Consider the following 12,667-nt stretch of genomic DNA (forward strand, 5'->3'; position numbering starts at 1 on the left):
GTTGGCCGCGGCAAGATCAGCCACTTCATAGAAGAGCTGATAAGACCCCTGGTCACCGGAGATGCGCTTGATGATGCCTATAAAACCATGGCGGCTGACCGCCAGCGGGAAGAAGAAGCCCTTGCATGGAGCAATGCCATGATCACAGATGTGAAGAATGAAACGCGGTGAAGTATGGTGGGTAAATCTTGATCCCTCGATCGGAACAGAGATCAAAAAAACTCGCCCTGCTGTTATCATCAGCAATGATTCCGCCAACAAGTTCTTGAACCGGGTGCAAATAATTCCCCTAACCAGCAATGTCGAAAATTGCTATCCAAGCGAAGCCATAATCAAGCTGAATGGGAAAGATAGTAAAGCCATGGCCGATCAAATCACGACAGCCGACAAGAAACGATTGCAAGATAAAATAGGATTGCTATCGTCTAAGGACATGATGGCAATCGAAAAAGCGGTTAAAATTCACCTAGGCTTGCCCTTGTAGAGGGTTAAATGCCAGGTCAACGCATTGGTTATATCAGGGTCAGCAGTTTCGATCAGAACCCCGAACGGCAGCTGGAGGATATTTCGCTCAATAAGGTCTTTACCGACAAAGCTTCCGGCAAGGAAACCAAGCGGCCTGAGCTCGAGCCGCTCCTTGCCTTCGCTCGTGAGGGCGATGTTGTTGTTGTGCACAGCATGGATCGCCTGGCGCGAAATTTGGACGACCTGCGGCGGCTGGTCCAAATGCTGACCAAACGGGGTATCCGGATTGAGTTCGTCAAGGAAGGGTTGCATTTTACCGGCGAGGATTCGCCCATGGCAAATCTGTTGCTCTCGGTAATGGGCGCCTTCGCTGAATTTGAGCGGGCTTTGATCCGTGAGCGCCAGCGCGAAGGGATCGCCCTGGCCAAAAAACGCGGCGCGTACCGTGGCCGCAAGAAAGCGCTTTCGCCCGAGCAGGTGGCCGCTCTGCGCTAGCGGGCTGCTGCCGGCGAACAAAAAGCCGCCCTTGCCCGCGAGTTTGGCATCAGTCCCTTATAGCAAATTTTTGACTATATTTAAAAAGAAAATTTGCTATCTAAGGGACTTATATTGCGAAGCAATGTCAGCCGCGAAACCTTATACCAATATTTGAGAACGGTTGACTGACCATGCCACAAACACAACGCCAGAGTGCCCGGTTTCATGATCCCAAGAACTACGCCGGGCTACAAACGAAAATAAAAAAGTAATAATGAAAAACCTGGTACCAATGGCTTCCATTCAGATATTTTAACTTCTATTAGTAATTTAGAGCCTTATAATAAATTTTCTGCGCTTTTAGCAAAGAAAATTTGTTATCTAAGGCTCTTATCCAGGTAGTGTCAAGTATTTTTCGCACTTTTAATTTGAGATAGTCCTGAGTTAAAAATGAGAATGTGGGAAAGTGGAGCCCGCAAAGCGGGATCCAAAGGAGTGTGGGAAGCTCGCAGAGGTTTTCACACTCCTGGCTTTTCCACATTCCAGCGCCGACCATTTTGTTCATGCTGTTGTTAACACCTCCTCTTCGATGACTTCATTAAAGCGCTGCATGCTCATGTACATGCGGGTTCCCCAGCGTGTGCCCGCCACGTGGCGTAGCCTTGCCGCCACCAGCATCAATGCCGATTCGCCATCGGGAAAGCTCCCCACTACCCTTGTCCGCCGGCGGATCTCCCTCATGATCCGCTCCAATGGGTTGTTGGTGCGTAGGTGCCGCCAGTGCGCCTGTGGGAAGTGATAATAACTCAAGGTCTCATGGGCTCCTTCCCGGACCATCTTGGCTGCCTTGGCCAGCTTCATCTTCTCTAGCTTGGTTGCCACCGCCTTGATCTTGTCCTCGGCCGCTTTCCGATCCTCCTGGGCATGGATTGCCTTCAGCATGGCGGCTACCACCATAATCTTGCCACGAGGGATCACCGTAAACACGTTGCGGTAAAAGTGAACCACACAGCGCTGCCACCGGGCTTCGGGATAGACTTCGCCCAATGCTTCGACAAGCCCCAGGCACTTGTCCGAGACCACCAGGTCAATGCCGTTCAGTCCCCGCGTCTTCATGTGGCGCAAAAACGATAGCCAGCTCTCCTTTTCCCCGCACCAGCTCCGCTTCAGCCAGATGCCGTCCAAGTACACATAACAATGCTTGCCTTCGATGGGACGGTTGCGCCACTCGTTGATCCGCTCATAGGTCTTCTTGTTGAGGTTGCTGACCGTGCCGGGGCTGACCCGTGTTCCCCACAGGGCTTCGGTTATATCCTCCACCCGCCGCACGCTGACCCCGGCCAGGTACATCTCGATCAACGCTTCTTCCACCGAGCTCTCGCGGCGCCGATAGCGCTCAATGATGGCACTCTCAAATGTAAGGTGCCTCAACTTGGGTACCTGCAGCTCGACTTCTCCGGCCGTGACGTGCAGTTTGCGCTTGTAATGCCCAGCGCGCGTGTCCTGCCGCTCGGGGTTTCGTTCGTAGCGTCTGGCCTGGCACAACTTGTCGGCTTCCGCATCCAGCATGCCGTTGAGCATCTCCTCGACCGTCTGCTTCACCAATCGATCCACATGGGCCTGCACCTCTCCCTCGTTGATCTGGATGATCTGGGGCTTGCCCTCTTCCATTTTTGCCGCTTCCTTGCTATCCTTCTTCATGGTGGTCCTCCTTGTTTTAGGTTTTTAGCCAAACCGGAAGTATAACAACTTCCAAAAGCTTGGAGGACTACCTCTCCTCAAATGTGCGAAAAATATTTTACGTTATCCTTATCCAGCTCTGCTGGGTTAGGATGGAATCCATTTGATTCTGTAAATTTTTAATATTTTATATAGCTCTTTAAAATCAATTTGCTTAAAACTTTGCTGTTGCAACTGAGATTTCGCCCGTTCATATAATGCAATCGATCTTTGCGAAGGATCGTGCCGAGCCTCATATAATATTCCATCTGGCTTTTCGTTATGCTGCCAAATGGATAAAGACCACTGCTGGCTTTTAGAATAATCATCGCCACTGCATAGCCGATTGTCTGCCCCAATCAACGGCAAACCTTTGCCGGTCAAATTGACAAGTTTCAATGGCACTGTGCTTGCAAAAACAGCAAGATGATTTTTTTTAATTTCCTCTTCGGATATCCATTTTGTACCAGTCATCCACAAGAATCTCTCAGCAAAGGCTCCACGAATACTTTTTGAAAAATAGCTTATTCCAAATTCCATTGCAGGCGCATTGAACCGAAACAAGTTTTCTTTACAAAAAGAAAGCGGATCTCTTCCATTTTTAGAAAATCGATATAATACAAGCTTTTGATTTATTATCGGCAGTTTGATCGTGTTAAAATTTGCAGGCGGGTTCGGATGCGGCAGCATTTTTGTAGAGCTACTGACCACCTTGCTCTCCAGTCATCTTGGCAGCGCGAATGATGAGATCCATCTTCTCGTCATCCTTCAAGGCATCGAGCGGCCGTTCGCCTTGCAAATAATTATTTTTACTCAACCAGAATACCAATTGCATCCATGGGTCCAAATGTTCCAAATTGGCCAATATTTTTTCAAAATTCTTTTTTATACCGCTTTCCCCGAACTGCCAAACCGGATAAAAATAATCATTCCGGCCATTAAGATATACTGCCAGCAATTTGTTTTTTTTCCGTCTGTTATCGATAGCTTGCCTGGACAGCCCAAGCAAGCTTGCCACCTGTGAAGATGAAATGACTCCTCCATCACTTTTCAACAATTCCATCCTGTCTTGAAGTCCCTTTAAAACACTCGCGGCACTTTCCAGTTTATTCTTTATGAGTGACTGCTCCAACTGATATTGTAGTATTTTGCTGATGACTTCCGTTGGTTGCTTGACTGCCGATATTCTTTTTAAATTTTCCACATTCATTTCTCCGAGATATGTGCCGAGTGCATCACAGACTCGCTCGTGGATATTTTCCCGCACAATAACTTCAAGAGGCATCCCAGCGGCGCTTGCTCTAACATGTTGATGTATTGTCTGTTTCATTATTTCCTCACACTTGACCATGTATTATATAATATTAAAAACATATTTTGTCAAGTTATTGCGAATAATTTGGCTCAATTGGGGTCAACGCAGAATTCAGAAAAAATCATACGCTAGTGCGCCGGGAGACCGGCAAGGATACCAAGTGGCCTGAGCTCGAGGCGCTCCTTGCCTTCGCTGAATTCGAGCGGGCACTGATCCGCGAGCGTCAGCGCGAAGGGATCGCCCTGGCCAAAAAACGCGGCGCGTACCGTGGCCGCAAGAAAGCGCTTTCGCCCGAGCAGGTGGTTGATCTGCGCCAGCGGTCAAGTACAACCGGGTCATGGTCTTCATCGCTGGCGATTGGTCAAAAATAGCGCAGGACCTTGACTTCAAAGCTGTGAGCAGCGGAGCCAATGTCATGTTCCTGAAACCGTTTGACGATGCGATATGGTTCACCTCCGGGTCCATTCAAGGCGTCCGCATTGCGGCGCCGATCCAACTCTATCTGGATTTAGTCGGGTTTCGCGGCCGGGGCGAGGAAGCGGCGGAAACCTTATTCCGGGAAGTAATCAAGAAAACATTGTTTTAAAGCGCGATCGCTTTTAAACATCTCAATTTCGAAGACCCTTTCAGGGACGTGATCTCTTTTTTTTTGAGTTGATCAATGAGCTGCCGCGGCATTGACACTTTACAACATTTATCATATAAATTGAATATAATCTCAATGAATTTGATAGGGAGGCCAGTATGGCGCAACTAGATCGAATTACCCAACAGCCCGATATGATGGGAGGCAAGGCGTGCATTCGTGGCATGCGGGTGACAGTTGGCATGATTGTAGGCCAAATCGGGGCGGGACACACCATTGAGGAAATCCTTTCCGATTACCCGTATTTGGAAAAAGCGGACATCATGCAAGCGCTTCTCTATGCCGCCTGGCGGTCTGAAGAACGTGAAGTCGTATTGGTCAATCAATGAAACTTTTGATTGATATGAACCTGTCGCCACGTTGGATTGCTTTCCTGGCGAACGCAGGCTGGGAAGCTGTGCATTGGTCAACAGTTGGTCGATTTGATGCCAAGGATTCCGAAATCATGACCTATGCCGGAGAAAACGGCTACGTGGTGCTTACCCATGATCTGGATTTCAGCGCGATTCTTGCGGCAACCAAAGCCGTCAAGCCCAGTGTCGTGCAAATCCGGGCCGAGAATGTCAATCCTGATGCGATCGGCGCAAAGGTCATCTTTGCTCTCCGCCAGATGGAAGCAGATTTGGCGACAGGCATCTTATTGACGATTGATCCCAACCGTTCCCGTTTGCGTTTGTTGCCACTTGATTGATAAGTTGAAACTTTGAATTCTCTAACCCAGATGAACTACGAAGTCCCCGCAAGGGGGGATTAGAGCCTTAGATAACAAATTTCCGTCCAGGTTGGCCAGAACATCGAATATCTGAATGAATCCCAGCTCAACGATCTAACCAGCAAATCTCAAGACTTCTACGACAAGGCCCCGGGCTTCAGAATCGCCCGCATTCGCGGCCGTTATTTCCTCATGTTTCTTTTTCTGCGCTACACCGCCGGCCGAATTTGAGCGGGCCCTGATCCGAAGGGATCGCCCTTGCCAAGAAGCATGGAGCGTACCGCGGCCGCAAGAAAGCGCTGTCGCCTGAGCAGGTGGCCGCTCTGCGCCAGCGGGCCGCTACCGGCGAACAAAAAGCCAGCCTTGCCCGCGAATTCAGCATCAGTCCCTTATAGCAAATTTTTGACTATATTTAAAAAGAAAATTTGCTATCTAAGGGACTTATATTGCGAAGCAATGTCAGCCGCGAGACCTTATACCAATACGTGAGAACGAATGACTGAAAAGTTGACAGAATTTATAAATTGGTTACAATGTATTCAGGAGGATACGTAAATGCGCGATGTGATGACGGTCCGGGTGGAACCCGAAGTTAAAACAAAACTCGATAAACTGGCCAAAGCAACAGCCAGAACAAAATCATTCTTGATTGCCGATGCCATTCGCGAGTATGTCGAACTCAATGAATGGCAGGTCGAAGCCATCCAGGAAGGCATTCGCCAGGCGGATGCCGGGAAACTGATAGCGCATGACAAGCTCAAAAAGAAGTGGGAGCGTAAACTTGCGGGTTAATTGGACACTGGCCGCTGACACTGATCTTGAAAGTATCGTCGCTTATATCGCTGAAGATAATCCCCGGGCAGCGGCTGGAATAGTCATGAAGACAATCCGCATCGTGGAAGATCACCTGTCTCAAACTCCAGCTATGGGACGTCCTGGGCGTGTGCCTAAAACCCGTGAACTGATCGTTCCGGATACCCCCTATATCGTGGCGTATCGAATCAAGGATAAAAACCTGGAGATTCTCAGAGTTATTCATGGCTCCCGCAGATGGCCCGGAAAATTTAAAACATAAAAGCAATTATGGGCGCCTTCGCTGCATTTGAGCGGGCGAGCAAAAAGCCGCTCTGGGGCTTTTCATTGCCCGGCGCCTGAATTCAGCTTACCCGAATAAAGTCACAAAGGGAGCAGCACAAATCATCCGCCGACTTTGGTTGCTCTCACTATGATTTCAACCATTACAATCAACTGTTGAAATCATTTAGTGAGACACCCACCTAAGGGGCGGATTGTATTTGTCCCCGATGGGGGCATTGTCCACGGCTCCCAGCGTTTCCCCAAAATTCATTTTTGAGATATGCCCCGGAGATACATTATGCATAATCCCATTTGCTATGATTTATCAGATTGTACCAACAATTTCAGCCCAGTTAGAGCCTTATAATAAATTTTCTGCGCTTTTTAGCAAAGAAAATTTGTTATTTAAGGCTCTTATCCAGCTCTGCTGGGTTAGGGCATACTCTAATTAGCTGTCAGGGGTTGTTTCGGTTAGGCGTCATGTTAGGGTCGGTAAATTCAATTGTTGACAATTTCCTTAAAGGGTCATAGACTATAACCTGACACATTTCATAATGAGAGGGTAAAATGCCAGGTCAACGCATTGGTTATGTCAGGGTGAGCAGTTTCGATCAGAACCCCGAGCGGCAGCTGGAGAATATTTCGGTCAATAAGGTCTTTACTGACAAAGCCTCGGGCAAGGATACCAAGCGGCCTGAGCTCGAGGCGCTCCTTTCTTTCGCCCGTGAGGGAGATACTGTTGTTGTGCACAGCATGGACCGCCTGGCTCGGAATTTAGACGACCTGCGGCGCTTGGTGCAAATGCTGACCAAACGGGGCATCCGGATCGAGTTCGTCAAGGAAGGATTGCATTTCACCGGCGAGGATTCGCCCATGGCAAATCTGCTGCTCTCGGTCATGGGCGCCTTCGCTGAATTTGAGCGGGCTTTGATCCGCGAGCGCCAGCGCGAAGGAATCGCCCTTGCTAAAAAACGTGGAGCGTACCGTGGTCGCAAGAAAGCACTGTCGCCTGAGCAGGTGGCCGCTCTGCGCCAGCGGGCCGCTGCCGGTGATCAAAAAGCCGCCCTTGCCCGCGAGTTTGGCATCAGCCGCGAGACCTTATACCAATACTTGAGATCGAATGACTAACCATGTTACAAACACAATGGCAGAGTGCCACTTCGACGATCCGAAGAATTAAGCTGGGCTGCAAACGAAAAGGAAAAGGTAATAATCAAAGACCTGGTACTAATGTCTTTTTATGCGCATGTCCATTAATTTTTAGGCCACTGGGAATTTTACACGAAAAGCAGTGCCGGCGGAACGGTCCAATTCAATTGAACCGTCAATCTGCTTGATCAGCATTTTGACCAACTGCAGTCCCAGGGTTTCTGATTTCTCCCACTCAAAATCCGCTGGTAGCCCAACCCCGTTGTTGGCCACAGTCAAGATCAGTTCATCGCTACCCTGGACTGCGATAACGTTGATTTCGTATCTACCCGCTCCGGAAACCGGAGTGCCCACGGGGAAGGCATGCTTGAAAGCGTTGGTGATCAATTCGTTCAGGATCAGTCCGCAGGATATGGCTTTATCTAGACTCACCATCACTCCGTCCGCCTGCACCGAGAAGTAGACATTGTGCTCTGATCCGAACTGGGCATGGATATGGGCGCTTATCATCTCGATATAGTTTTGTAGATCGATATGAGTCAGATACTTGGATAAGTAGAGACTCTCATGAACCTGGGCCATGGAACGGATCCGCCCTTCCAGTTCCTGCAGAAAAGGGTTTAACATTTCATTATGGGCTTTCGTTTCCTCCATTTTGATCAGGCCAATGATGATCATCAGGTTGTTCTTAACCCGGTGATGCACTTCTTTTAAAAGCACCTCTTTCTCTACCAGGGAATTTCTTAATTTTTCCTCGGCACATTCGCGCTCAGTGATGTCATTGTAGATGACCTGAAACTGCTTGTTACCGTTCCAAAGGATCTCCTTGCGAAAAGCTTGAAGATGGCGAATTTCGCCATTTTTCCTGATGATAGCGATTTTATATTCCCTAGGCCCGAAATCGCCCTGTTCCCGAGCTTTTACTCTGGCGTGAAACTCCTCATAGCTCTGTGGTGTATAGCGCGCCTTGAGGGGAATGCGGTTTATTTCATCCATGCTACCGTAGCCATATAAACCCAAAATCGTCCGGTTAGCATAAATGGTCTCGCCTTTGTCTGTTACGATGCGCACCCCTAAAGGCGAGTCCTCCAGTAAGCGCTGGAAATTTTCTTCATTTTTCTTTACAATTTCCTCTATTTGCTTGCGCTCGCTGATGTCGCTCAGCACGATGCGGCATACCCGTACGCCGTTGTCGTCTGGCGCGACGGACGCTTGCAGCAGCGCCCAGAATGCCGTGCCGTCGTGCTTCGCTATTCGCAACTCGCACGTCTGCGTTTCTCCGGTCTCAAAAAGCTGCTTGCGGTGTAGATAATAGATATCTTGATCCTCTTTGCTGATGAACTGGGTTAATGGCTGTTTGGAGAGAGCGCCCCGGGGCATACCTAGCAGGGTAGCGGCGGTAAGGTTAACCTCCAGCAGTAGCCCCTGTTCGCTGAGTGTGCAATAACCGACCGGAGCCAGGTCATAGAGATCAAAATAACGCGCTCGCGCGGTTTCCAGTTCCGTCTGCATCCGGCGCAACTCCTCGTTTTGCATCTCCAGCTCGATCTGGTGCACCCGCAGTTCGTATAGCATTTTTTGCGTTTCTTCCTGTGTCAGTTTTTTCGAGGCTTTGGCATCATCGCCCCTGAATTTTTCTTCCGCCCGCCGGCGCAGGCCGGCCGCGGCGCCGTTGCGTTTATATTTTTTTTCCATTTTACCCAGGCCGCATTTACCCGCGGGGTTGTTTTGTTTTTCGCTGCCGCGGCTGAACGACAGAGGCATCTCCGGCCGGCGTGGTCGCAGCGAATTCCACGCTACAAAGGGTGCCTCCGGACCCACCTTCTATGCTGAAACTGCCGGCGATCTGGTTGGCAAGCATCCGTACCAGGTTTAGCCCCACCCCCGCGTTCCCGGAAAGGTCAAAACCCGCCGGCAAGCCCACGCCGTCGTCTTTGACCTCAATTACGGCGCCAGCGGCGGTTTTTTTGAGCGCCAGGGTAATGGTCCCGCGCCGGCCGTCGGGAAAGGCGTATTTTATAGCGTTGGTCAGCAGTTCCGTGAGCATAAGCCCGAGCGGAGTGGCAGCTTTCAGCGCTACGGCGATGGGCTCCATATCCGTGTGGATGGCAATGTTGTCGGCCAACCCGAACATGTTGGCAACGATGCGGGCACAGTACTCGTCCAGGCGCACCTCGCTGCTTGAACCAACGGCATAGAGCAGGGGGTACAGCCCGGCTATGGACTTGACCCGGCCATCCAGGCTACGGAGAACGGCCTGCGTCTCCGCGCCAACGCCGGGGTTCAACGCCAGGCTGATCATGCCGGATATCAGGGCGAAACTGTTTTTGGCGCGGTGCTGAAGCTCGCTGAGCAGGTTGCGGTTTTCCTGAAACGCGGTTTGCAAAGCCGCTTCGGCCTGCTTGTGCGCGCTGCAGTCGGTGATCACAATGCGGCAGACGGGATCGCCGCCGGCGACCTGCGCAGCGGTGGCGGTCAGCTGGGCCCAGAATGTAGTGTCGTCTTTTTTCACCATGCGTAACTCAAACGTCTGCGCCGCAGCAGTCGCAAAAAGCTGCTTGCGGTGCATATAGAAAATGTCCTGGTCCTCCCTGATGATGAATCTGGTCAACAGCTGCTTGGCGAGAGCGCCCCGGGACATGCCCAGCAGAGTGGCGGCGGTGAGGTTGGCCTCCAGGATCAGGCCCATGGCACTGATGGTGCAATAGCCCGCCGGGGCCAGGTCATAGAGGTCGAAATAGCGCGCGCGTACGGCGTCCAGTTCCGCCTGCGCCCGAATCAGTTCCTCGTTCTGCATCTCCAGTTCGATCTGGTGCACCCGCAGTTCGAACAGCATTTTCCGCGTTTCTTCCGGCGTCAGTTTTTTCGCGGCGTCCGTGGTCCTGAAATTTTCTTCCGCCTTTTTGCGCAGGTCGGCAAGAAATTGGGACCCGGTTTTGATTTCGTCAATACCAGCGATCTTTTTATTTGGCATGTTGTTTACCTTTAAGGAACGGCGATTCATGCGTGTCCCCGCCAGGGGGAATCGCCCCTTGGTTATTACTCTTCACTCCGAACTCCTTACTCCCAACTCCGAACGATTCCCCCCCCCCCCCGTTCCGTCGTGGCGATGGCATACATCTTTCCAGCCTCATTCACCAAAGCGGTAGAGACTATCGAGACCTCCACGGTAGAACCATCTTTGGCGAGCCGTTGGGTTTTATGCGGATCCAAAATCTCGGCCTGGCTAAGCTGCACGATCTTGGCCAGCGCGTCTTGGCGCAATTCCTTCGGTATCCGGTCGCGGACATTCATGGCCAGCGCCTCGGCCTCGCTCCAGCCGTACAGGCCCATCGCTCCCTTGTTCCAGGCGATGATGCGACCTTCCATATCCTGGACGGTGACGGCATCCTGGCTGTCATTGATCACCGCGGCCAGGTGACGCAGCAACTTTGCTTCATGCAGCGCCGCCTGCGCCTGCGCCTGAGCCTGCGCCTGCGCCTGCGCCTGCGCCTGCGCCTGCGCCGTTTTCAGCTCGGTGATATCAGTAAACGTGATCACCGCGCCCTCGATCACGTTGTCCAGCGTGCGATAGGGCTGGAGGCGCAGCAGGTGCCACTTGCCTTCTGTCGTCTGCACTTCCACCTCTTTGGGCAGCAGCGTGTCCAGCACTTTCTGGGTATCCGCCAACAGGCCGTCATAACCGATCAGGTTGGAGACGATGTGGCTCACCGGCCTGCCTATGTCGCTCAGGATCAGGTTGATGATCTGAGCGGCGGCTGGGGTGAAGCGCAGGATGCGCAGTTGATGGTCCACGAAGACGGTGCCGACGCCGGTGCCGGCCAGGAGGTTGTTCATGTCGTTGTTGGACCGCGACAAGTCCGCCACCTTGGTTTGCAGTTCGGCATTGACGGTGGACAATTCTTCGTTGACCGACTGCAGCTCCTCCTTGGAGGTCTCCAGCTCCTCGTTGGTCGATTGAAGTTCTTCGTTGACCGACTGCATTTCCTCGTTCGAGGATTTGAGCTCTTCGTTAGAGGTCTCCAGTTCCTCATTGGCGGTCTGCAGGTGTTCATCTTTGGCGCGCAGTTCCTGTTTGAGCGCCGCAATGCGCGCCTCGGCGTTGCCATTGGCGCCTGTACTAGTTTCATGGTCTTCCGCTCCGGCAGGCGAGGCGGCCTGTTCAGCCGCCGCTTCCAGAATGACCAGGTACAGGGGCGCCGCAAATGTCGCGGCAGGACCTGCCCATTCGCCAAGCTCAGGGGTGGCTGTCAGTGGGCGGATGCTCAGATTGACCGCGGTGAATTCACCGTTGGTTTTGACGCGCAGGCCATGGCAGCGCACGATCTCTTTTTTGCCTGAGGCTTTGCGCAAGGCCACAGCCAGCTCGCGCCGCAAGCCTTCGCGGGCCATCTTGAGGATATTGTTGACGCCGGATTCGCCCGAGGCCGGTTCGAGATACATGCCGCTGCGGCCGTGCAAATAAAGGATATCGCCCTGGCCGTTGACCAGCGCGCCGGCCGGAGCGATCTGCTGCAAAAGCGCCTGTTCGGTCAACTCGCGCAGCGGCAGTTTCTTCGGGTTGACCTTCTTTACGGCGAATTGCGGCAACTCCGCATCGATCGCCGTCATGGGCGGCAGAAAGCGGCCCAGGGCAGTGCGCTGCGCGCTGTTAAAATCGTCTTTGCGCTGATACAGCTTTGCTTTTCTGTCACTCGTGGAGAACAGATCGCCAAACTCGCCCACGGTTTCGGAAGAACCCAGGAAGAGCATGCCGTCTGGTTTCAGCGCGTAATGGAACAGGGGAATGAGCTTCTTCTGAAGGGCCGCGCCCATATAGATCAGCAGGTTGCGGCAGCTGATCAGGTCGAGTTTGGAAAAGGGCGGGTCTTTGATGACGTTCTGTTCGGAAAAGACCAGCATGTCACGGATGCCTTTGTGGACGCGGTAGGCGCTGCCATCCGGTTCCTGCGCGAAAAAGCGAGCCAGCCGTTCCGGCGAGATGTCGGCGGCTATGCTGGCCGGATAGAGGCCGGCCCGCGCCAGGGCAATGGCCTTGCTGTCAATGTCAGTGGCGAACACCTGTGCCTTATAACTCTGCTTCATCTCTTCCATACGCTCCTGCAGC

The 12,667-nt window shown here is 52.0% G+C and carries 13 protein-coding genes and 3 pseudogenes; 10 read left to right on the plus strand and 6 right to left on the minus strand.

All coding sequences use genetic code 11. The features are described 5' to 3' along the window. Positions 1–157: 157 nt before the first annotated feature. Together NTW95_07395 and NTW95_07400 are read left to right on the plus strand one after the other, a co-directional pair. Positions 158–484, plus strand: a complete 327-nt coding sequence (locus NTW95_07395) for a type II toxin-antitoxin system PemK/MazF family toxin (GenBank protein ID MCX6557236.1) — start codon at positions 158–160, stop codon at positions 482–484. 8 nt (positions 485–492) lie between these two features. After that, positions 493–957: pseudogene (locus tag NTW95_07400) on the plus strand (recombinase family protein). Between the two features lie 546 nt (positions 958–1,503). Here NTW95_07400 and NTW95_07405 read toward each other — a convergent pair. The 3 genes from NTW95_07405 to NTW95_07415 form a co-directional block, all read right to left on the minus strand. Continuing rightward, on the minus strand, positions 1,504–2,613 hold the full coding sequence (locus NTW95_07405; GenBank protein MCX6557237.1) for an IS256 family transposase: 1,110 nt from the start codon (positions 2,611–2,613) through the stop codon (positions 1,504–1,506). A gap of 156 nt (positions 2,614–2,769) precedes the next feature. Next, positions 2,770–3,372: an RES family NAD+ phosphorylase gene (locus tag NTW95_07410; GenBank protein MCX6557238.1), complete on the minus strand. Its 603-nt coding sequence runs from the start codon at positions 3,370–3,372 to the stop codon at positions 2,770–2,772. Continuing rightward, the gene (locus tag NTW95_07415; protein ID MCX6557239.1) at positions 3,362–3,991 is read right to left on the minus strand and encodes a hypothetical protein; all 630 of its coding nucleotides are present in this window, start codon (positions 3,989–3,991) and stop codon (positions 3,362–3,364) included. Before NTW95_07415 ends, NTW95_07410 begins: the two co-directional genes overlap by 11 nt. Positions 3,992–4,155: 164 nt before the next feature. Here NTW95_07415 and NTW95_07420 point away from each other — a divergent pair. From NTW95_07420 to NTW95_07455, 8 genes and pseudogenes are all read left to right on the plus strand, one after another. Continuing rightward, a pseudogene (locus NTW95_07420) lies at positions 4,156–4,311 on the plus strand (recombinase family protein). A gap of 2 nt (positions 4,312–4,313) precedes the next feature. After that, on the plus strand, positions 4,314–4,562 hold the full coding sequence (locus NTW95_07425; protein MCX6557240.1) for a type IV toxin-antitoxin system AbiEi family antitoxin: 249 nt from the start codon (positions 4,314–4,316) through the stop codon (positions 4,560–4,562). A gap of 158 nt (positions 4,563–4,720) precedes the next feature. After that, positions 4,721–4,951, plus strand: coding sequence for a DUF433 domain-containing protein (locus NTW95_07430; GenBank protein ID MCX6557241.1), 231 nt, complete (start codon positions 4,721–4,723; stop codon positions 4,949–4,951). Beyond that, the gene (locus NTW95_07435) at positions 4,948–5,313 is read left to right on the plus strand and encodes a DUF5615 family PIN-like protein (protein ID MCX6557242.1); all 366 of its coding nucleotides are present in this window, start codon (positions 4,948–4,950) and stop codon (positions 5,311–5,313) included. Before NTW95_07430 ends, NTW95_07435 begins: the two co-directional genes overlap by 4 nt. A gap of 241 nt (positions 5,314–5,554) precedes the next feature. Next, positions 5,555–5,729, plus strand: a pseudogene (locus tag NTW95_07440) (recombinase family protein). Between the two features lie 160 nt (positions 5,730–5,889). Further along, positions 5,890–6,126, plus strand: a complete 237-nt coding sequence (locus tag NTW95_07445) for a CopG family ribbon-helix-helix protein (protein ID MCX6557243.1) — start codon at positions 5,890–5,892, stop codon at positions 6,124–6,126. Then, positions 6,116–6,409, plus strand: coding sequence for a type II toxin-antitoxin system RelE/ParE family toxin (locus tag NTW95_07450; GenBank protein MCX6557244.1), 294 nt, complete (start codon positions 6,116–6,118; stop codon positions 6,407–6,409). Before NTW95_07445 ends, NTW95_07450 begins: the two co-directional genes overlap by 11 nt. A gap of 569 nt (positions 6,410–6,978) precedes the next feature. Beyond that, complete coding sequence (locus NTW95_07455; protein ID MCX6557245.1) at positions 6,979–7,539, plus strand: recombinase family protein; 561 nt, start codon at positions 6,979–6,981, stop codon at positions 7,537–7,539. 132 nt (positions 7,540–7,671) lie between these two features. Here NTW95_07455 and NTW95_07460 read toward each other — a convergent pair whose 3' ends face one another. The 3 genes from NTW95_07460 to NTW95_07470 all read right to left on the minus strand — a co-directional run. Next, positions 7,672–9,324, minus strand: coding sequence for a PAS domain S-box protein (locus NTW95_07460; protein ID MCX6557246.1), 1,653 nt, complete (start codon positions 9,322–9,324; stop codon positions 7,672–7,674). Next, positions 9,272–10,534: a PAS domain S-box protein gene (locus NTW95_07465; protein ID MCX6557247.1), complete on the minus strand. Its 1,263-nt coding sequence runs from the start codon at positions 10,532–10,534 to the stop codon at positions 9,272–9,274. The genes NTW95_07460 and NTW95_07465 overlap by 53 nt, the downstream gene beginning before the upstream one ends. 86 nt (positions 10,535–10,620) lie before the next feature. Further along, on the minus strand, positions 10,621–12,667 hold a 2,047-nt coding region (locus NTW95_07470), incomplete at its 5' end, for a PAS domain-containing protein (GenBank protein MCX6557248.1).

This window comes from Candidatus Aminicenantes bacterium (genome assembly GCA_026393795.1).
GTDB lineage: Bacteria > Acidobacteriota > Aminicenantia > UBA2199 > UBA2199 > UBA2199.

Excerpts from the sequence above, each read along its gene's own strand:
- NTW95_07395 (MCX6557236.1), top strand. The coding sequence starts at position 158 with ATGAAACGCGGTGAAGTATGGTGGGTAAATCTTGATCCCTCGATCGGA.
- NTW95_07405 (MCX6557237.1), bottom strand. The coding sequence starts at position 2,613 with ATGGAAGAGGGCAAGCCCCAGATCATCCAGATCAACGAGGGAGAGGTG.
- NTW95_07415 (MCX6557239.1), bottom strand. The coding sequence starts at position 3,991 with ATGAAACAGACAATACATCAACATGTTAGAGCAAGCGCCGCTGGGATG.
- NTW95_07425 (MCX6557240.1), top strand. The coding sequence starts at position 4,314 with ATGGTCTTCATCGCTGGCGATTGGTCAAAAATAGCGCAGGACCTTGAC.
- NTW95_07430 (MCX6557241.1), top strand. The coding sequence starts at position 4,721 with ATGGCGCAACTAGATCGAATTACCCAACAGCCCGATATGATGGGAGGC.
- NTW95_07435 (MCX6557242.1), top strand. The coding sequence starts at position 4,948 with ATGAAACTTTTGATTGATATGAACCTGTCGCCACGTTGGATTGCTTTC.
- NTW95_07445 (MCX6557243.1), top strand. The coding sequence starts at position 5,890 with ATGCGCGATGTGATGACGGTCCGGGTGGAACCCGAAGTTAAAACAAAA.
- NTW95_07455 (MCX6557245.1), top strand. The coding sequence starts at position 6,979 with ATGCCAGGTCAACGCATTGGTTATGTCAGGGTGAGCAGTTTCGATCAG.
- NTW95_07460 (MCX6557246.1), bottom strand. The coding sequence starts at position 9,324 with ATGCCTCTGTCGTTCAGCCGCGGCAGCGAAAAACAAAACAACCCCGCG.
- NTW95_07465 (MCX6557247.1), bottom strand. The coding sequence starts at position 10,534 with ATGCCAAATAAAAAGATCGCTGGTATTGACGAAATCAAAACCGGGTCC.